Source organism: Cupriavidus phytorum (assembly GCF_003254285.1).
Classification (GTDB): Bacteria; Pseudomonadota; Gammaproteobacteria; order Burkholderiales; family Burkholderiaceae; genus Cupriavidus; species Cupriavidus phytorum.
Window position 1 is genome coordinate 34,641 of record NZ_QKZN01000020.1, and the last position, 19,654, is coordinate 54,294.

At 67.7% G+C, this 19,654-nt stretch carries 16 protein-coding genes; 6 read left to right on the forward strand and 10 right to left on the reverse strand.

What is annotated here, in order from left to right; all coding sequences use genetic code 11:
* Window positions 1-99: 99 nt before the first annotated feature.
* Window positions 100-1,266 carry a helix-turn-helix transcriptional regulator gene (locus tag C7416_RS27815; RefSeq protein ID WP_111521849.1) on the forward strand — a complete coding sequence of 389 codons (1,167 nt, stop codon included), beginning with the start codon at window positions 100-102 and terminating at the stop codon, window positions 1,264-1,266.
* 21 nt (window positions 1,267-1,287) lie between these two features.
* On the opposite strand, the gene C7416_RS27820 is transcribed toward C7416_RS27815, so the two are convergent.
* Window positions 1,288-2,178 carry a LysR family transcriptional regulator gene (locus tag C7416_RS27820; RefSeq protein WP_111521850.1) on the reverse strand — a complete coding sequence of 297 codons (891 nt, stop codon included), beginning with the start codon at window positions 2,176-2,178 and terminating at the stop codon, window positions 1,288-1,290.
* A gap of 105 nt (window positions 2,179-2,283) precedes the next feature.
* Between C7416_RS27820 and C7416_RS27825 the strand changes: the two genes are divergently transcribed.
* The 4 genes from C7416_RS27825 to C7416_RS27840 are packed head-to-tail and all read left to right on the forward strand — an operon-like array spanning window position 2,284 to window position 6,217.
* Window positions 2,284-3,507, forward strand: a complete 1,224-nt coding sequence (locus C7416_RS27825) for a CaiB/BaiF CoA transferase family protein (protein ID WP_111521851.1) — start codon at window positions 2,284-2,286, stop codon at window positions 3,505-3,507.
* Window positions 3,504-3,965 carry a MaoC family dehydratase gene (locus C7416_RS27830; RefSeq protein ID WP_111521852.1) on the forward strand — a complete coding sequence of 154 codons (462 nt, stop codon included), beginning with the start codon at window positions 3,504-3,506 and terminating at the stop codon, window positions 3,963-3,965. The genes C7416_RS27825 and C7416_RS27830 overlap by 4 nt, the downstream gene beginning before the upstream one ends.
* Window positions 3,966-4,019: 54 nt before the next feature.
* Complete coding sequence (locus C7416_RS27835; protein ID WP_111521853.1) at window positions 4,020-5,180, forward strand: acyl-CoA dehydrogenase family protein; 1,161 nt, start codon at window positions 4,020-4,022, stop codon at window positions 5,178-5,180.
* A gap of 38 nt (window positions 5,181-5,218) precedes the next feature.
* On the forward strand, window positions 5,219-6,217 hold the full coding sequence (locus tag C7416_RS27840; RefSeq protein ID WP_111521854.1) for an acyl-CoA dehydrogenase family protein: 999 nt from the start codon (window positions 5,219-5,221) through the stop codon (window positions 6,215-6,217).
* A 30-nt stretch (window positions 6,218-6,247) separates the two neighbouring features.
* Here the strand turns inward: C7416_RS27840 and C7416_RS27845 are convergent, their stop codons facing one another.
* The 8 genes from C7416_RS27845 to C7416_RS27880 form a co-directional block, all read right to left on the reverse strand.
* The gene (locus C7416_RS27845; protein ID WP_111521855.1) at window positions 6,248-7,801 is read right to left on the reverse strand and encodes a SpoVR family protein; all 1,554 of its coding nucleotides are present in this window, start codon (window positions 7,799-7,801) and stop codon (window positions 6,248-6,250) included.
* A gap of 129 nt (window positions 7,802-7,930) precedes the next feature.
* Window positions 7,931-9,193 (reverse strand): YeaH/YhbH family protein, encoded by a 1,263-nt coding sequence (locus C7416_RS27850; protein ID WP_111521856.1) that lies wholly within the window; start codon window positions 9,191-9,193, stop codon window positions 7,931-7,933.
* A 37-nt stretch (window positions 9,194-9,230) separates the two neighbouring features.
* Window positions 9,231-11,153, reverse strand: coding sequence for a PrkA family serine protein kinase (locus C7416_RS27855; protein ID WP_012355394.1), 1,923 nt, complete (start codon window positions 11,151-11,153; stop codon window positions 9,231-9,233).
* A 489-nt stretch (window positions 11,154-11,642) separates the two neighbouring features.
* Window positions 11,643-12,830: an acyl-CoA dehydrogenase family protein gene (locus tag C7416_RS27860; RefSeq protein WP_111521857.1), complete on the reverse strand. Its 1,188-nt coding sequence runs from the start codon at window positions 12,828-12,830 to the stop codon at window positions 11,643-11,645.
* Between the two features lie 135 nt (window positions 12,831-12,965).
* Window positions 12,966-13,745 (reverse strand): enoyl-CoA hydratase/isomerase family protein, encoded by a 780-nt coding sequence (locus tag C7416_RS27865; protein WP_111521858.1) that lies wholly within the window; start codon window positions 13,743-13,745, stop codon window positions 12,966-12,968.
* A 21-nt stretch (window positions 13,746-13,766) separates the two neighbouring features.
* Window positions 13,767-14,750, reverse strand: coding sequence for a Bug family tripartite tricarboxylate transporter substrate binding protein (locus C7416_RS27870; protein ID WP_111521859.1), 984 nt, complete (start codon window positions 14,748-14,750; stop codon window positions 13,767-13,769).
* A gap of 56 nt (window positions 14,751-14,806) precedes the next feature.
* Window positions 14,807-16,519: a long-chain fatty acid--CoA ligase gene (locus tag C7416_RS27875; protein WP_111521860.1), complete on the reverse strand. Its 1,713-nt coding sequence runs from the start codon at window positions 16,517-16,519 to the stop codon at window positions 14,807-14,809.
* Between the two features lie 55 nt (window positions 16,520-16,574).
* Complete coding sequence (locus C7416_RS27880; protein ID WP_111521861.1) at window positions 16,575-17,606, reverse strand: Bug family tripartite tricarboxylate transporter substrate binding protein; 1,032 nt, start codon at window positions 17,604-17,606, stop codon at window positions 16,575-16,577.
* Between the two features lie 303 nt (window positions 17,607-17,909).
* Between C7416_RS27880 and C7416_RS27885 the strand changes: the two genes are divergently transcribed.
* Window positions 17,910-19,082 (forward strand): AraC family transcriptional regulator, encoded by a 1,173-nt coding sequence (locus C7416_RS27885; protein WP_111521862.1) that lies wholly within the window; start codon window positions 17,910-17,912, stop codon window positions 19,080-19,082.
* 23 nt (window positions 19,083-19,105) lie between these two features.
* On the opposite strand, the gene C7416_RS27890 is transcribed toward C7416_RS27885, so the two are convergent.
* Entirely contained in the window at window positions 19,106-19,312 is a 207-nt protein-coding gene (locus C7416_RS27890; protein ID WP_111521863.1) for a DUF6494 family protein, read from the reverse strand.
* Between the last annotated feature and the right edge of the window lie 342 nt (window positions 19,313-19,654).

Genomic DNA, 19,654 nt, shown 5'->3' on the forward strand with positions numbered 1-19,654 from the left:
GCCACTACAGAACGCCAGAACGGAACCGATAACACGAAGGGATGTGGCCACTTGCCGTGGCGCAGAGCAAGAGGCGTTTGCCACCGGGGGGATCTGAACATGGGCGAACACCCGACAACGGACGAGGACTTCCATCGTCTGGTCGACTCCATCTATGAGTCCGCGCTGGACGTCGCGGCCATGCCCGCCGCCCTCGACCTGTTTTCACGGTACACCTGCACCGTCAGCCCGCGCTACCTGATCTGGGACAAGCTGGCCGGCCATGCCCGCCTCGGCGTGACCCCGCACGGCTGCTTCACCGGCGGTGCCAGCCTGCCCGAGCGCCTGCCCGGGACGCTCGACGGCGCCTGCCACGGTGCCGGCCCGGCCCGGCTCGACGCGGCCGCGCTGTGCTGCGGCGGCGCCGCAACCGCCACCGATGTCGTGGCGCTGGCCTGCACCGAACTCGAGCAAGGCATCCGGCTGGTCGAGAACGCCGAAGTGTGCGTGCTGATGAGCGGCACCAACGCCGGCAGCATCAGCACGGGCCAGCGCGAACGGCGCCTGTCGCACGTCATGCCGCACTGGGTGCGCGCGGCGCGCATGCAGCAGCGCAACTTCGAACTGAGCGGGCTGGCCAGCCTGGGCCTGGCCGGCCTCGATACGCTGGACTTCGGCGTGATGGTGCTGCAGGCCGACCTGCGCGTGCGCTACGCCAACAGCTGGGCCGAAGCGCTGGTGCAGGCCGACAGCCACCTGTCGCTGCAGGACGGCGTGCTGCGCGCCCACAGCGACACGCTGCAGGCGGTGCTGCGCAAGCTGCTCGACGGCGCCATGCGCGGCCGCGGCGCCGACGCCGCGTCGGGCTCGTGGATGCATATCACCTCGGGCGGGCAGCCGGTGCCGATCATCGTCACGCCGCTGGTGTCGCGCCAGCCGGTGGAGGGCCCGTGGCAGCTGCCCGCGGCGATGCTGCTGCTGGGCAATTCCGAATCGCGCTCGGTGCTGGATGCGGGCGTGCTGACCTCGCTGTTCGGGCTGTCGCGCAAGGAAAGCATCATCGCCATCCGGCTCGCCGCCGGCGAAACCCTGAACGAAATCGCCGAGCGCGAGTTCCTCTCGCCCCATACCGTGCGCGTGCATATCCGCGACAAGCTGCGCAAGACCGGCACGCACCGCCAGTCCGAGCTGGTGCGGCTGCTGCACCTGCTGCCCGGCGTCAACCTGGAGCGCGCCGGCATGACCTCGGCAGTCCGGCCGCGCGCCCCGCGTCCGCGCGCCGCCTGAGCGTCCTGCCTTGTTCGTTGCTTACTGCACCGCGGCCTGCGCCGCCGCCAGGAAGCGCTGCACCTGGCGGTCGCCATCATCGGGCCGCGCCGCCAGCGCAATGCCGATGCGGCCCGCCGGCCGTGGGCTGGACAACGGCAGGAAGCGCACGCGCCGGTTGGCGTAGCGCGCCGCCACGCTCGGCACCAGCGCCACCCCCAATCCGCTTTCCACCAGGCTTACCTGGGTCTGCACCTGCACCGCCTCCTGCGTGACGCGCGGCACGAATCCCGCCTGCTGGCACAGCAGCATCGCCACCGCATGCAGGTTGGGCACCTGCGCCGCCGGATACATGATGAAGGGCTGGTCGGCCAGCGCGCGCAGCGCGATTGCGTCCGCGCGCGCGAGCGGGCTGTCGGCCGGCACCGCGGCGACGAAGACATCGTTCTCCAGCGGCGTCAGCGCGTAGCCGCCGCTGCTCAGGATCGGGAAGCGCACCAGCCCGGCATCGATCTGGTGCTTCTCCAGCCGGTCGAGGATCGCGGCGGTGGTCGATTCATGCAGGATCAGCTCGATGCCGGGATGCGCGGCGCGGAACGCCGGGATCAGCTTGGGCAGCAGCGCATAAGTCGCCGAGCCGATAAAGCCGATGCGCAACGCGCCGCGCTCGCCCTGCCCGGCGGCCATCGCCGCGGCACGCGCCTGCTGCGCGTGGAACAGCGCGCGGCGCGCGTCTTGCAGCGCGGCCTCGCCCGCCTGCGTCAGCCGCACCCCGCGCGAGGTCCGCACGAACAACGCCGTGCCGAGTTGCTCCTCGAGCTTGCGGATCGAGATCGAAAGCGGCGGCTGCGCCATGTGCAGCCGTTCGGCGGCGCGGTGGAAGTTGCCGGTCTCGGCCAGGGCGACGAACTGCTGCAGTTGGCGCAGGTCCATGGTTGCCAATATCCACAGGATATCGATTGCTAAAAAAGTAATATTAGACCAGCCGGTGCCCGCTGATCTACCCTGTGGCCCACAGTACAAAAGACCGGAGACACTATGCTGCCGCTTGCAGGTATTCGCGTGGTCGACCTGTCCACCGTAGTGATGGGGCCGTATGCCAGCCAGTGGCTGGCGGATCTCGGCGCCGAGGTGATCAAGGTCGAGCCGCCCGAAGGCGATTCCACGCGCCGCACCGGGCCCGCCGCCGAACCGGGCATGGCGGCGATCTTCCTGGGCGTCAACCGCGGCAAGCGCAGCGTGGTGCTGGACCTGAAGCAGCCCGCCGCGCAGGCCGCGCTGGAGCGCGTGCTGGCCGGCGCCGACGTGCTGATGCACAGCATGCGCCCGCAGAAGCTGGCGGCGCTCGGGCTGGACCCCGACGCGGTGCGGGCGCGCCATCCGGACCTGGTCTTCGTCAGCCTGCTGGGCTTTGCCGATGACGGTCCCTATGGCGGCCGGCCGGCCTACGACGACATCATCCAGGGCCTGTCGGGCAATGCCGCGCTGATGGCGGCGCAGACCGGCGACAGCCGCTACTTCCCCACCATTGCAGCGGACAAGACCAGCGGGCTGGTGGCGGCGCTGTCGGTGTGCGCGGCGCTGGCCGGCCGCGCGCGGCGCCAGGCTGACGGCGGCGCCGGCCATGGCACGCTGGTCGAGGTGCCGATGTTCGAGTCGATGGTGGCGTTCAACCTGGTCGAGCATTTCTACGGCCACCACTTCGAGCCGCCGCGCGGGCCTTGCGGCTATCCGCGCGTGCTGGCGCCATTGCGCCGCCCCTACCGCAGCGCCGACGGCCATGTCTGCATGATGCCGTACACCGATGCGCACTGGCGCGACTTCTTCCACGCCGCCGGGCGCCCCGAGCTGGCTGCCGATGCGCGCTTTGCCGACATCGCCGCGCGCACCGAGCATATCGAGACCCTGTACGAACTGACCGGCGAGATCGTGCAGGCGCACGGCACCGCGCACTGGGTGGCGCTGTGCGAACGGCTGCAGATCCCGGTGGCGCGCATCAACACACTCGACGACCTGCCGCGCGATCCGCACCTGGCCGCCACCGGCTTCTTCGAGACCGCCGACGATCCGGCCATGGGCAAGCTGCGCTTTCCCGGGGCGCCGGTGCGTTTCGACGGCCAGCGCGCGCCGCTGGCGCTGCCGCCGCGCCTGGGCGAGCACACCCGCGCGGTGCTGGCCGGGGCCGGCCTCGCTGAAGAACAGATCGCACAGCTGCAACAGAGCGGCGCCGCGCACTGCGCCGCCGCCACGGAGACACCATGACGCATGCCGAACTGCCCCGCCTGGGCCAGGGCTTCTACTGGCAAGACCTGCACCAGGGCCAGGCCTTCCGCACCTTTGCCCGCACCGTGACCGAGACCGACCTGGTCAACTTCATCTCGGTCACCGGCATGGTCGAGGCCATCTTCATCGAAGCCGGCTACGACGGCGGCGCGATCCAGGGCCGGCCGGTGCCGGCGGCGCTGACCTATGCGCTGATCGAGGGCTTCATCCTGCAGACCATGATCCAGGGCACCGGGCTGGCGATGCTGGAGCTGACGCAGCAGATCCACGGCCCGGTGCTGGTCGGCGACACCATCCACGCCACCGTGACCGTGACCGGCATCCGCCCGACCTCGCGCAGCGGCCGCGCCGTGGTGGACTCGCGCATCGAGGTGTTCAACCAGCGCGGGGAAAAGGTGATGACCTATACCGCGCGCCGGCTGCTGGCGGGTCGGTAACGCTGCGCGGCATCCAAGGCACGCCTCTGCCATATCAAGCGACAGGACTCAAACGTGACCGCATTGCTCTCCACCTTCACCCTCACCACCTTGCCGCCCCACGCCGCGGCATTCCGCGCCGAGGTGCGGGCCTTCCTGGACCAGCACCTGCCGGCGCTGCCGCCGGAAACGCGGGCGCGCTCGTGGATGGGCTTCGATGCCGGCTTCAGCCGGGCGCTGGCCGCGCGCGGCTGGGTCGGCATCACGCTGCCGGCGCAGTACGGCGGCGCGGGACTGGACCCGTTCTCGCGCTTCGTGCTGGTGGAAGAGCTGCTGGCCTCCGGCGCGCCGGTGTCGGCGCACTGGATCGCCGACCGCCAGAGCGGCCCGCTGATCCTGCGCTACGGCAACGACGCGCAGAAGGCGCGCTACCTGCCCGCGATCAGCCGCGGCGAGGCCTTCTTCTGCATCGGCATGAGCGAGCCCAATTCCGGCTCTGACCTGGCCAGCGTGGCCACGCGCGCGGTGCGCCAGCCGGATGGCAGCTGGCGCCTGAACGGGCGCAAGATCTGGACCACCAATGCCGACCGCTGCCACTTCATGATCGCGCTGGTGCGCACCTCGGGCACGCCGCAGGACCGGCAGGCCGGGCTGTCGCAGTTCATCGTCGACCTGCATGCGCCGGGCGTCACGGTGCGGCCGATCCGCGACCTGGCCGGCGATGCGCACTTCTCGGAAGTGACCTTCGACGACGTGGCGCTGGCCGCGGATGCGCTGGTCGGCAACGAAGGCAGCGGCTGGGAGCAGGTCAACGCCGAGCTGGCATTCGAGCGCAGCGGCCCGGAGCGGCTGTATTCCAGCGTAGTGCTGCTCGACACCTGGCTCGACGCCCTGCGCCGGCTGCCGCCGGCGCGGCGCGACACTGTCACCGCCGGCCGCCTCGCCGGCCACCTGGCGGTGCTGCGCGCAATGTCGCTGGCGGTCACGGCGCGGCTGGCCGCGGGCGAAAGCCCGGTGGTGGAGGCCGCGCTGGTGAAGGACCTGGGCACCACCTTCGAGCAGTCGGTGCCGGCCCTGGTGGAAGCCGCGCTCGGCGACGAACCGGCACTCGCGGCCGACGGAGCGCTGTACCGCACGCTGGCCTATGTGACGCAGATCGCGCCGTCGTACTCGCTGCGCGGCGGTACCCGCGAAATCCTGCGCGGCATGATCGCGCGCGGGCTGGGCCTGCGCTGATCCGCTCCCGCCGACCGCCATCCTGAACGAGACTGCCCATGCATAACGCCTACTCCGATGTCCTCGACGCGCTGCTGCGCGACTGCTGCACGCCCGCCACGGTGCGCGCGCTGGAACAGCAGGCCAATCCGCAGCCGCTATGGCAAGCGCTGCAAGACAGCGGCTTCGCCGACTGCCTGTTGCCCGAATCCGCCGGCGGCGCCGCGCTGCCGCTGCGCGAACTGACGCCGGTGCTGTTCGTCACCGGCCGCCACGCCCTGCCGCTGCCGCTGGCGCAGACCATCTTTGCGCGCGCGCTGCTGCAGGCCGGCGGCGTCGCGCTGCCAGACGGCCCGATCGCGCTGGCAAGCTTCGACGACGGCGCCGCCGCCACGCTGGCTGCGGACGCCCGCCATGCGCAATGGTTCCTGCTGCAGGACGGCGAGCGCTGCCTGCTGCTGCCCGCCGCGGCGGCGCGCGCCGAGGCCACCGGTGCGCACGGCGACCTGACCCGGCGCGTGCCGCGCCCGGACCCCGCCGCGCCCGCGGCATTCCAGCTGCCGGCCGGCACCGTGCGCACGCTGGGCGCCTGCCTGCACGCGGCACAACTGGCCGGCGCGCTGTCGCATGTGCTCGATATGACGCTGCAATACGCCAACGACCGCCAGCAGTTCGGCCGCGCCATCGGCAAGTTCCAGGCAATCCAGCACCAGGTCAGCGAGATGGCAGAGCATGTCGCCGCGGCGCGGGTGGCCGCGCAGCTGGCCTGCGACAGCGACGGCGCCACGCCCGACCGCCTGCGCGCGGCGATCGGCAAGCTGCGCGCCAGCGACGCGGTCACGCCGGTGGCCGCGATCGCGCATGCCGTGCACGGCGCGATCGGCATTACCGAGGAATATGACCTGCAGCTCTATACGCGCCGGCTGCATGCGTGGCGCGTGGCGGACGGGTCGGAACAGTGGTGGGGCCGCGTGCTGGGCGAAGCGGTCTGTGCCAGCGACGGCCGCAACGCGGTGGAACTGGTGCGCGACTGGTGCGAACCGGCGCCCGCCGCCTGAAGCGGCGGGGCCAGCGGCGCCGCCTGTCGGTCAGGCGGCCAGGCTCAGCCCGCTGCCGTGCGGGCGGCGGTGGCGGCGCTCAGGCTTGCATTCGTACTTGAGCTCGGTGCGGCCGTCTTCATAGGCCACCTCCAGCCGCACGGTAAAGCCCCATAGCCGGGTCACGTGCCGCACCACCTCATCGAAGTTGTGCGCCAGCGGACGCCGGTCGTTCTGCAGGTGGCGCAACGTCAGCGAGCGGTCGCCGCCGACATCGACGTTGGTAACCTGGATATTGGGCTCCATGCTGGACAGGTCGTACTGCGCCGCCATCAGCTGGCGAATCGCGCGGTAGCCCTCGTCGTCATGGATCGCGGTCACGCGCAGCTTGCCTTCGCGGTCATCGTCCAGTACCGAGAACAGCTTCAGTTCGCGGATCACGCGCGGCGACAGGAACTGCAGCAGGAAGCTCTCGTCCTTGAAGTTGCGCATGGCGAAGTCCAGCGTCTTGCGCCAGTCGGTGCCGGCGATCTCGGGCGCCCAGCGGTAGTCCTCGTCGGTCGGGTTCTCGCACATGCGGCGCAGGTCCTGGAACATCAGGAAGCCCACCGTGTAGGGGTTCATGCCGCTGTAGTAGGGGCTGTGGTACGGCGGCTGGTAGATGACGTTGGTGTGCGCCTGCAGCAGCTCCATCATGAAGGCGTCGTTGACCAGCTTTTCCTCGTACAGCTGGTTGATGATGGTGTAGTGCCAGAACGTGGCCCAGCCTTCGTTCATCACCTTGGTCTGGCGCTGCGGATAGAAGTACTGCGCGATCTTGCGCACGATGCGAACGATCTCGCGCTGCCACGGTGCCAGCTTGGGCGCGTTCTTCTCGATGAAGTACAAAAGGTTCTCCTGCGGCTCGGGCGGGAACGGCACATCCGGCTCGGGCGTGTCGTCGTCCGACGCCAGCGCGTGCGGCCGGTGCTTGGGCAGCGTGCGCCACAGGTCGTTGACCTGCATCTGCAGGTAGTTCTCGCGGTCGGCCTGACGCGCCTTTTCCTCGGTGATCGACAGCTTCTTGGGCCGCTTGTAGCGGTCCACGCCGTAGTTCTGCAGCGCGTGGCAGGAGTCCAGCAGCAGTTCCACCTCCTGCTCGCCGTAGCGCTGCTCGCACTCGGCTACATAGTTCTTGGCGAACAGCAGGTAGTCGACGATGGCGTCCGCGTTGGTCCAGGTGCGGAACAGGTAGTTGCCCTTGAAGAAGGAATTATGGCCGTAGCAGGCATGCGCAATCGTCAGCGCCTGCATCGGCATGGTGTTCTCCTCCATCAGGTAGGCGATGCAGGGATTGGAGTTGATCACGATCTCGTAGGCCAGCCCCATGTGCCCGCGCTGGTAGCTGCGCTCCGACGCCAGGAAATGCTTGCCGTAGGACCAGTGGCTGTAGCCCACCGGCAGCCCCGCCGACGCATAGGCGTCGAGCATCTGCTCCGCGGTAATGATCTCGATCTGATTGGGATAGGTATCCAGGCCGAATTCGCCGGCGATGCGAGAAATCTCGCGGTCATACCGGTTGATCAACTCGAAGGTCCATTCCGAACCCGTGGACAGATAAGCCATCTTCGCCCCTTTTGTCCGGGCAAGACAGGCAGGCCGGTGCTTGCGGCGCGGGCGCGCCGCCGGATCCCCTGTCTTGCCAATATTGCCTTCTTCACCGCGGCTTGCCGGCAATCCACCGGCCAGCACTGATTATGCCGCGCGTTTCTGGAACAGGTCGTGCAGCACCGGGTAGATCTCGTCCGCGCCGATGATGCGCTGCATCGCAAAGTGATCGAACTGGCTCTTCACCGTCAGATACTCTTCCCAGAGGTTCTGCGGCTCTTCCGACGCTACCTCCACATAGGCGTAATACTGCACCAGCGGCAGGATCGACTCGCGCAGCAGCCGCCCGCACAACTCGGAATCGCCGGCCCAGTTATCCCCGTCCGAGGCCTGCGCGCAATAGATGTTCCACTGGCTGGGCGGATAGCGGTCGTGGATGACCTCTACCATCAGCTTCAGCGCGCTCGACACGACGGTGCCGCCGGACTCGCGCGAGTGGAAGAAATCTTCCTCTTCGACTTCCTTCGCCACGGTGTGATGGCGGATGAACACCACGTCGATGCGCTCGTAGTTGCGCTTCAGGAACAGGTACAGCAGCATGAAAAAGCGCTTGGCCAGGTCCTTGCGGCTCTCATCCATCGAGCCGGACACGTCCATCAGGCAGAACATCACCGCCTGGGCCTGCGGGCGCTTCTTCAGCACGCGGTTGTTGTAGCGCAGGTCGAGCTTCTCGATAAAGGGAACGCGGTCGATGCAGGCGCGCAGGTGCCGCATCTTCTCCATCAGCTCGAGCGTGCCTTCGGCATACGGTCCGTCCTGCTCCAGCGCCTCGGCATAGGCCAGCTCCAGCTGGCGCAGGCGCTTCTGGTAAGGGCTGGACAAGGCGATGCGCCGCCCCAGCGAGCTGCGCATGGTGCGCAGGATCGACAGGTTGGACGGGGTGCCGTCGATCGAATAGCCGGCGCGCACCTTGCGCACCTCGGCGATCTTGGCGAGGTGGCGCTTGGCCAGGTCCGGCAGCGCCATGTCCTCGAAGAAGAAATTGAGGAAGTCCTCGCGCGACAGCGTGAAGACGAAATCGTCCTCGCCCTCGCCGCTGTCGCTGGCCCGCGAACCGCTGCCGCCGCCGCCCTGCTGCTGGCGGTCGAAGGAATCACCCTTGACGAACTTCTTGTTGCCAGGGTGAATCCACTCGCGCCGCCCGCCCGGGCCGTGGTGGAAGATCGGTTCGCTGATGTCCTTGACCGGAATGGACACCTGCCCGCTCTGCTCGATGTCCATGATCTTCCGGCCGGACACCGCCTTTGCCACCGCTTGCCGGATCTGCTCGCGGTAGCGCTTGATGAAGCGTTGCTGGTTGACGGCACTCTTGTTGCCGCCGTTTTCGCGCCGATCGATGACCGTAGCCATATGTTGCCCTCGTTGAGAGACCTGTTCCGCGGCGCCGTTACGATGACTTTCTTACGCGCAGATACCACTCCACCAACAGTCTCACTTGCTTGGGCGTGTACCCCTTCTCGACCATGCGGTTGACGAAGTTCTCGTGCTTGTCCTGGTCTTCGCGCGAAGACTTGGCGTTGAACGAGATCACCGGCAGCAGGTCCTCCGTGGTGGAGAACATGCGCTTCTCGATCACCATCCGCAGCTTTTCATAACTGGTCCAGACCGGGTTCTTGCCACCGTTGTTGGCCCGCGCCCGCAGCACGAAATTGACGATCTCGTTGCGGAAATCCTTCGGGTTCGAGATCCCCGCGGGCTTTTCCACTTTTTCCAGCTCGTCGTTCAGCGCGTTGCGGTCGAGGATTTCGCCGGTGTTGGGATCGCGGTACTCCTGGTCCTGGATCCACAGGTCGGCGAACACCACATAGCGGTCGAAGATGTTCTGCCCGTACTCCGAATACGATTCCAGGTAAGCGGTCTGGATCTCCTTGCCGATGAACTCAACGAACGGCGTGGTCAGGTACTCCTTGATATACGACAGCAGCTTGGCTTCCTGCTCCGGCGGGAACTGCTCGCGCTCGATCTGCTGCTCGAGCACGTACAGCAGGTGCACCGGGTTGGCCGCCACTTCGGTGTTGTCGAAGTTGAAGACCTTGGACAGGACCTTGAACGCGAAGCGCGTCGACAGACCGTTCATGCCCTCGTCGATGCCGGCGTAGTCGCGGTATTCCTGGTACGACTTCGCCTTCGGGTCCACGTCCTTCAGGCTCTCGCCGTCGTAGACGCGCATCTTCGAGAAGATGTTGGAATTCTCCGGCTCCTTGATGCGCGTGAGCACGGCGAACTGCGCCATCATCTTCAGCGTGTTGGGCGCGCACGGCGCGGCCGACAGCGAACTGCTGCGCAACAGCTTGTCGTAGATCTTGACCTCGTCGGACACGCGCAGGCAGTAAGGGACCTTGACGATATAGATCCGGTCGAGGAAGGCCTCGTTATTCTTGTCCGCCTTGAAGGTCTGCCACTCGGCCTCGTTCGAGTGCGCCAGGATGACGCCGTCGAACGGGATCGCGCCGAAGCCTTCCGTGCCCTTGTAGTTGCCCTCCTGGGTCGCGGTCAGCAGCGGGTGCAGCACCTTGATCGGCGCCTTGAACATTTCGACGAACTCGAGCAGGCCGCGGTTGGCCAGGCACAGGCCGCCGGAATACGAGTACGCGTCCGGGTCGTCCTGTGGGAAGTCCTCGAGCTTGCGGATGTCGACCTTGCCCACCAGCGACGAAATGTCCTGGTTGTTCTCGTCGCCCGGCTCGGTCTTCGAGATCGCGATCTGCGACAGCACCGACGGACGCAGCTTCACCACCTTGAACTTGGTGATGTCGCCGTTGAACTCGTGCAGGCGCTTCACTGCCCATGGCGAGGCAATGGTATTGAGATAGCGCAGCGGGATGCCGTAGTCCTCTTCCAGTATCTTGCCATCTTCTTCGGGCGAGAACAGGCCCAGGGGCGACTCGTGAATGGGCGACCCCTTCAGCGCGTAGATGGGAATCTGCTCCATCAACGCCTTCAGCTTCTCCGCGAGCGAGGACTTGCCGCCGCCGGGAGGCCCGAGCAGATACAGGATCTGCTTGCGCTCTTCCAGGCCCTGCGCCGCGTGCTTGAAGAACGAGACGATCTGCTCGATCGTGTCCTCCATGCCGTAGAAGTCGCGGAAGGCCGGATAGATGCGAATGACCTTGTTGAAGAACAGGCGGGACAGCCTGGGATCGTGGTGGGTATCCACCAGCTCAGGCTGACCGATCGCGGCGAGCATGCGTTCGGCAGCGGTCGCGTAGGCAGTCGGATCCTTCTTGCAGATCTCCAGGTATTCCTGGATGCTGTATTCCTCTTCCTTGCGAGCTTCGAACCGCGTAGCGTAATGGCCAAAAATGTCCATACCTCACTCCCGTCAGAGTTCACGTCCGAGGCGTAGGTAGTGCTACCCCCAAGGCTTCGCGCAACGTTCGCGGTACACCACCCCGGCCTGGCGACCTGTCATGTTGCGAAGTCTTTACTTCATCATAGTCAAATAACGGCGATGGTGGAGTCCGAGTTGACGAATCTTGCATCGATGCAACGGGTGTTTCGCTGCTGCGTCGCTGCTGCAATTCCCGCTGCATTCCTGCCGGATGTCGCTGTCAGCCTTTGGCTGATTCCACTCGGCTTCGCCCCCGCGCGCGACGGGCCATTGACCATGCTTGTGACACACCTTACACCTTTCCCGCGATCCGTGCACATCCGGTTTTGTAACCATAAGCACGAAAGCCGGCAGGGCTGCCGGCTTTCATTTTTGCGCATGTCGTCAGGCGTTTTGCGCTGCCTCGCGCTGCCTGCGCGCACTAGCACACAGACAGTGCTGATAGCGCAGCGCCCGCGCTGACGACGCTCACAGCGTGCGCGCGACCAGCTCCTTCATGATCTCGTTGGAGCCGCCGAAGATCTTGCTGACGCGTGCGTTCGCGTACATGCGCGCGATCGGGTATTCCAGCATGTAGCCATAGCCGCCGTGCAACTGCAGGCACTCGTCGATGACCTGGCAGTTCTGTTGGGTGCACCACCATTTGGCCATCGCCGCGGTCGCCGCGTCGAGCTGGCCGTCCATCAGGCGCTGCATGCAGTCGTCGACGAAGGTCGCGGCGATGGTGGCCACGGTCTTGCATTCGGCCAGCTTGAAACGGGTGTTCTGCAGGTCGCCGAGCGGCTGGCCGAACACCTTGCGCTGGCGCACGTAGTCGGTGGTCAGCTCGATCGCGCGCTGCATGGTGGCGACCGCGCCCAGCGCAATGATCATGCGTTCCTGCGGCAGCTGCTGCATCAGCTGGTAAAAGCCCTGCCCTTCCTGCGTGCCGAGCAGGTTGTCGCAGGGCACCAGCACGTCGTCGAAGAACAGCTCGGCGGTGTCCTGGCCCTTCTGCCCGATCTTTTCCAGGATGCGGCCGCGACGGAAACCCGGCAGGTCGCGGGTTTCCACCATGACCAGCGACACGCCGCGCGAGCCGGCTTCCGGATCGGTCTTGGCCACCACGCAGATCAGGTCGGCGTGGTAGCCGTTGGTGATGAAGGTCTTGGCGCCGTTGATGCGATAGCAGTCTCCGTCCGCGGTCGGTTCCCGCAGCGCGCGCGTGCGTATCGCTTTGAGGTCGGAACCGGCGCCGGGTTCCGACATCGCGATGGCGGCCACCAGTTCGCCGCTGGCCATCTGCGGCAGCCATTTCTGCTTCTGCGCCTCGGTGCCGTAGCGCAGCAGGTAATGGGCCACGATGCCGCTGTGCACGTTGTTGCCCAGGCTGGTGCAGACCGCGCGCGACATCTCCTGGGTGATGATGGCCTCGTGGGCGAAGGTGCCGCCGCCGCCGCCGTATTCCTCGGGGATGCTGGCGCACAGCAGCCCGATCTGGCCGGCGCGGCGCCACATGTCGCGGTCGATGTAGCCTTGTACGGCCCAGCGCGCCTCGTTGGGGGCGAGTTCGCGCTCGACGAAGCGGCGCACCGTGTCCTGGAACATTTCCAGCTCTTCGTTCATCCAGGGGGTCTGGCGTGCGGCGGGCGCCGCGTTCTGGTCTTGGGATCCCATAAGTCGTACCGGTATCAGGGTAAACGTGAACAATGAAGCGGCAGGCGTCGGACGATGCCGGAAACCTGCCTATATAAATAGGGGCGAAGAACAGGGTGGCCGATGCTGCGGGGCAGCAAGCCTTGTCCTGTCCTTTCAGTCCGGCCAGCGGTAGCGCAGCGGCTGCTTGGCCATGAAGCGGTCGGCGGCCTCGCGGCGGTAGCCGGTGGAGAAGGCGATGCCCTGCGCGTCCGCCTCCATCGCCAGCATGGTGCCCAGGTCCTGGCCCAGCGACGCGTTGAGCGCCTGCTTGGTCAGGCTGACCGCCACCGGCGAGGCCTCGGTGAATGCCTGCGCGAGCGCCCGGGCGCGCGCCTGCAAACCGTCAGCCGGCACGATTTCCATGACGATGCCAAGGTCTTGCGCGGCCTGGGCATCGAGCTCTCGCATCGAGAACATCAGCGCCTTGGCCCGCTGCAGGCCGATCATGCGCGGCAGCGTGTAGAACACGCCACAGTCCGGCACCAGCCCCATGCGCAGGAACGGCAGCCCGAAGCGCGCACGCGGCGTGGCGAGGATGATGTCGGCCGTCAGCGCCAGGCTGAAGCCCGCGCCATAGGCGGCGCCGTCGACCGCGGCAATGACCGGCACGTCGAGCTGGAGCAGGTCTTCCAGCCAGCCGTGCAGCTTGCGCAGCCGCCTGCGGCCCTGCTCGGCGCTGATCTCGACCTGCATCGAGCTGATGTCGCCGCCCGACGAGAAATCGGTGCCGGCCGCGGTCAGGATCAGGGCGCGCACGCTGTCGTCGTCCCGTATCCGCCGAATCACTTCGCCGATCTCCTCGCGCATCTGCAGCGACAGCGCGTTCTTGCGCGCCGGCGCGTCCAGCGTCAGCGTGGCGATGCCGTCCTCCAGGGCAAAACGGATGGTTTCCATGGCTTGGCCTCTGCTACGGTGTCAGTCGAGCTGGATGTTGGCGTCGCGCACGATCTTCGCCCACTTGGGCGTGTCGCCGGCGACCACGGCAGCCAGTTCCTGCGGCGTCGAGCCGACCGGCTGCAAACCCATGCCGGCGAGCTTTGCCGTCACTTCGGGCAGCCGCACGATGCGCGCGGTCTCGGCGGCCAGTTTTGCCGTCACGTCCCTGGGCGCATTGCCGGGCAGGAACAGCCCGAACCAGCCATTGGGCTCGAACCCCGCCAGGCCCAGTTCGGAGAAGGTCGGCACATTGGGCAGCGCCTTGTAGCGCTGGGTCCCGGTGATGCCCAGGATCTTGAACTTGCCGCTGGTGAGATAGGGGTTGGCCGAGGTCACGTCGACAAAGGCGCTGTCCACCTGGCCGCCGAGCAGGTCGCTCATCAGCGGCGCCGCGCCCTTGTACGGGATATGCGCGATCTCGATGCCGGCCTGCTGCCGCAGCAGCTCGCCGTGCAGGTGCGACGAGGTGCCGTTGCCGTACGAGCCATAGCTGAGCTTGCCGGCCTTGGCCAGCGCCAGGAATTCGCGCATGGTGCTGGCCGGCACGCGGTTGGGCACCACGAACAGGTCGGAAGACTTGGCGATCAGCGACACCGGGGTGAAGTCTTTGGCGACGTCGTACGGGGTGCGCTTGTACAGCGCCGGCGACTGGATCAGCGCGGTGATCGCCAGCAGCAGGGTGTAGCCGTCGGCCGGCGCCTTGGCGACGGTGTCGTTGCCCAGCATGCCGCTGGCGCCGGGCTTGTTTTCCACCACCACCGGCTGGCCCAGGCTTTCGGCCAGGCGCTGGCCGATCAGCCGCCCCACGGTATCGGTGCCGCCCCCGGCCGGGTATGGCACGATCAGCCGGATCGGCTTGGCGGGGTACGGCTGCTGCGCGAAGGCCTGGCCCGCGTTGCCAAGGATGGCCGCGCCGGCCAGGGTGCCGGCCTGCGCCAGCCAGTTGCGTCTGCTCTGCTGCATGGTGTCTCTCTCTTTGCTCCTCGGGTTGCTGCGCTGGGTGGGCATCACCGCCACCATCAGTTGCCGGGATGGTCCGCCTGCATCTCGCGCTCCTGCAGCGCGCGCCACAGGATCTTGCCGGTGGCCGACTTGGGCAGCGCGTCGACCACGTCGACGATGCGCGGCACCTTGTACGCCGCCATGTGCTCACGGCACCAGGCCATGATGCGTTCGGGGTCGGCCTCGGCCGTGCCGCGCGCGTCGGGGCGCAGCGCCACCACCGCCTTGACGGTTTCGCCGCGGCGCTCGTCGCGCGCCGCGATCACGCAGGCCTCGTGGATGGCCGGGTGGCCGTACAGCATGTTCTCTACCTCGGCCGGCCAGACTTTGTAGCCCGACGCGTTGATCATGCGCTTGAGGCGGTCGCGCATGAAGAAGTAGCCGTCCTCGTCCATGAAGCCCAGGTCGCCGGTGCGCAGGAAGCGCTTGCCGTCGAGCTCGATGAAGGTGGCGGCGTTGGCGTCTTCGTTGCGCCAGTAGCCCTGCATCACCTGGCCGCCGTGGACCACGATCTCGCCGGTCTCGCCGTGCGGCAGCTCGCGCAGCGTTTCGGGGTCGACCACGCGCGCGTCCACGCCGAAGGTGGCGATGCCCAGGCATTCGCGCTTGGGCTGGTTGCGCGGGTTCGACAGGATGAAGGCCGCGGTCTCGGTCATGCCGTAGGCCTCGACATAGGGCAGCCCGAAGCGCTGCTGCAGCATGTTGGCCACCGCTTCCGGCATGGCCGCGCCGCCGCCGCCGACGTAGGCCAGGCTGGACAGGTCGCGCGCGTCGATGCCGGGCTGGGAGAAGAAGTCCACCATCATCGCCGGCGGCGCGCCCCACACCGAGACGCGGTAGCGCTCGATCAGGTCCGCGGCCAGCGCCCGGTCCCAGCGCGGCATCAGCACCACCGTCGCGCCAAGGTAGAGCGGCGAGTTCATGCAGTTCTGCATGCCCAGCAGGTGGAACATCGGCGCTACCGCCAGCACCACCGATTCGGGCGAGCCGCCGCGCCAGATCACCGAACCGGCGGCCGCGGTCATCAGCGTGCCGTGGGTATGCATGCAGCCCTTGGGATTGCCGGTGGTGCCCGAGGTATAGGCCAGCATGCACAGCGTGTCGTGGCCGGCCTGGTGTGGCAGCGGCCGGTGTCCGGCGCGGCTGGCGGTGTCCCATGCCACCGGCATCGCGCCGGAGGGAGCAGCCTGCGGCGCGGGCGGCGCTTCGCGCAGCCAGGCCGGCACCGGCAAGCCGCCGTCGTCGCGCAGCATGCCCGCGTAGTCGTGCAGGATCACGTGGCGCAGCGCGGGACCGTGCAGCGGCGTCATGCGCGAGTACAGCTCGCTGCCGGCGAAGGCGGCGACCGCGCCGCTGTCCTGCACCACGTGGGCCAGTTCGGCTTCCAGCCACATCGGGTTGGCGGGCACCACCACGCCCTCGGCGCGCAGGATGGCGTAGTAGCCAATGATGAACTGCGGGCAGTTCTGGCTGAACAGCACCACCCGGTCGCCGGGCTGGATGCCGCAGGCCTGCTGCAGGTAGCCGGCCATCCGTTCGATCTCTTCGCGCAGCTCGCCATACGAGATCGGGGTGCCGAAGTACTGGATCGCGGTCTTGTCCGGATAGCGCTGCGCCGCGACCTCGACGTTGTAGAACAGGCTGGTGCGCGGCGTATGCAGCGTGGCGGGCAGGCCGGGCGGCCAGGCGGGGGAACGGAACGGCTGGGTGGTGCGTGTGGCAGGCTTCATTGCAGCAATGGGTGGGTCAAATGCGAGTCGGATTCAGTTCAAGCGGAAAGGGAGCTCAATCCAGGCGGATATTGCGCGTGCGGATCACCTTGCCCCAGCGCACGTAGTCGGCCTGGATGGTCTGGGCGAATGCATCCGGCGTGCTGCCGGTCAGGATCACGCCGAGGTCGTTCATACGCTTGCGCACATCGGGCTGGGCCAGCACGCGGTTGACGTCGGCGGAGAATTTCTCGACGATCGGGCGCGGCGTGGCGGCCGGCAGCAGCAGGCCGAACCAGCCCATTGCGTCCATGCCTTCGATGCCGGCCTCGCGGAAGGTCGGCACGTCCGGCAGTTGCGGCGCGCGCGCGGGTCCGGTCACCGCCAGCGCACGCAGGCGGCCGGTGGCGACATGGGGCTTGGCGCCCATCACCGAGATCACCGCGGCCGGCACCTGGCCGCCGAGCAGGTCGTTCAGCTCCGGCGCCTCGCCCTTGTACGAGACATGGAGCATGTCGATCTTGGCGGCATCGTTGAAGACCTCGCCATACAGGTGGCCGCTGGAGCCCGCGCCAAACGAGCCATAAGAGAACTGCCTGGGCTTGGTACGCACCAGCGCGATAAAGTCCTTCAGGTTGGTGGCCGGCACGGCGTTGGTATTGACCGCGAACACCAGGTTGGTGGTGCCGAGCTCGGACACCGCGGCGAAATCCTTCACCGGGTCGTACGGCGCGCGCGCATACAGGCTCGGCGCCTGCACCAGCGGCGTGATGGTCAGCAGCGCGGTATGGCCGTCGGCCTCGGCACGGGCGACCACTTCGGCGCCCAGCATGCCGCTGGCGCCCGGGCGGTTCTCCACCACCACCGGCCGCTTCCACTGCTTGCCCAGGCCCTCGGCCAGCGCGCGCGCCAGCACGTCGGTGGCGCCGCCGGCCGGGAACGGCACCACCATGCGCACGGTGCGTGCCGGGAAATCAGCCTGGGCGTGGGCCACGCCCGCGCCCAGCATGCCGGCTGCGAGTCCGCTCCACGCCAGCAATCCGGCGCCGAGGCGGCCGAGGGTACGGCGACGCGGACTACGCTCCCCACTGCGACGATCTGCCTGCATGTGCTGTCTCCTTTGGTTTTTCCGGGGGCGGGCACGGGGCTTTTTGCCCGTTGCAGGATCCGCCCGGGCCGGTGGGCCGGCCTTGTAGAGGTACTTGCCGGAGAGTGCGCGATGCTGCGGTGCGTGGACAATGACCAGACGCGCCAAAATGATTGGCCGAATCGCTCAGGCGGAAGGCAGGCTTTGGCAAATCCCGATTGTGCGGCGCCGCGCGGGCTTGCTAAGGTGGCGCCATGATGTGGCCAGAGGGCTGAAAAGGCCTGGACAGGCCGGCACCGGCGCGTCGCCGTGACGAGGAGACCCATGCAAACAGCCGTTCTGCCATCGCTGCGCCCGCCGATGCCGGGCAAGCCGCACATTTCCGGGCACGCGCTGCCGGGAGCGCGCCTGCGCGACGCCGGCAGCCTGCCGGCATCGGGCGCGACGGCGGAGCCGCCCGCGCCGGCTCGCCACACCATCGCCATCCAGCATGTGACGCATATCCTGCAGGGAGCGCGGCGGCTTGGTTACGACATCGACGCGCTGCTGCGCCGCGCGGATATCTCGCCGGCGCTGCTGGCCTCGCCCAGCGCGCGCGTGACGCAGGGCCAGTATGCGGCGCTGATCCGCACGCTGCGCCGGGTCACGCGCGACGAATTGTGGGGCCTGCTGGACCGGCCCGTGACACCCGGCGTGTTCGCGCAGGTGTGCCGCAGCCTGGTCCATTGCGCCACGCTCGAGGACGCCATCCGCACCGGGCTGCGCCTGTACCGCCAGCATATCGACGCCTTCGCGCCGCGCCTGCATGTGGGCACCGACGGCAACACCGCCGCAGTGGTGCTGCATCCGCGCGCGTCCGCGTCGGCCTGCCGCAGCTTTGCCGAATCGACCTTCGTGTTCCATGCCTATGCGCTGGTCAGCTGGCTGGTGGCCGGTCAGATCCCGCTGACGCGCGTCGACCTGAGCGCCGCCGCGTCGCAGGGCCGCACCGATACCGAGCGCGTGTTCAAGGCCAGGGTCAGCTACGGCCAGCCCGTTACCGCGCTGCACTTCGACGCGGCCTCGCTGCGCCTGCCGGTGATGCAGGACGCGGCCAGCCTGCGCGACTTCCTGCACGAGACCCCGCGCAACCTGCTGATCCGCTACCGCGACAACAGCTGCCTGGCCGAACGCATCCGGCAGCACCTGCGCTCGCACCTGGACGACGAACTGCCGTCGCTGGAGCAGATGGCGCAGCTGCTGCGGCTTACCCCGCAGACCCTGCGCCGCCGCCTGCGCGACGAAGGCCGCGGCTACCAGAGCATCAAGGACAGCCTGCGGCGCGACGTGGCCATCGGCATGATGGAGCGCCCCGGCATGACGCTGCAGGACGTGGCACTGCGGCTCGGCTTTTCCGAGCCCAGCACGTTCCACCGCGCCTTCAAGAAATGGACCGGCGTGGCGCCGGGGGAATACCGTATGCGCGGGATGCGCAAGGAAGGCGTGCCGGCGGCCTAGCCGGCGATGGCGCAGCCGCCGGCCTACTCGAGCCGGATCTCGCCGTCGAAGCGCGCCTGCAGCTTCACCGCCGCCAGCTCCAGCGTCACCGACACCGGCAGGTGCTCGTTGCCCGCCAGCGAGCCGTCGGCCACGGCACGGGCGATGGCCTGCTCGATCTCGCGCTGGGAATTCACGCCCACCACCTTCAGGAACTTGCGGATGCTGAGGTTGAAGGTTTCTTCGTCCATGGCTGTCTCCGGGAAGGACGCGGCATGCCGCCGCTATCCGGACAGCCTACGCCAGTGACGGCGTCTGTCCAAGATTGAATCACGTTCATGGCGGAGGTCCGGGGATGACGTGGGCGCAGGGGTTGATGCGGTTGACTTCGTGGAGGCGCCGGCCCTCTCCCCCGCCCCTCTCCCGCTGTATAGACCGAGGACATGGTGGACACATGTGCGAGGACATGGTGGACACATTGTAGAGGTCAGGACGTTACGTCCCTGGGTGATGTTTGTGGCCTGCACGCCGCAGCGGCGTGCAGGTTAATTTCGCCGATCTCGAAGCGGCTGAACCATATGGTCAGCACGCCG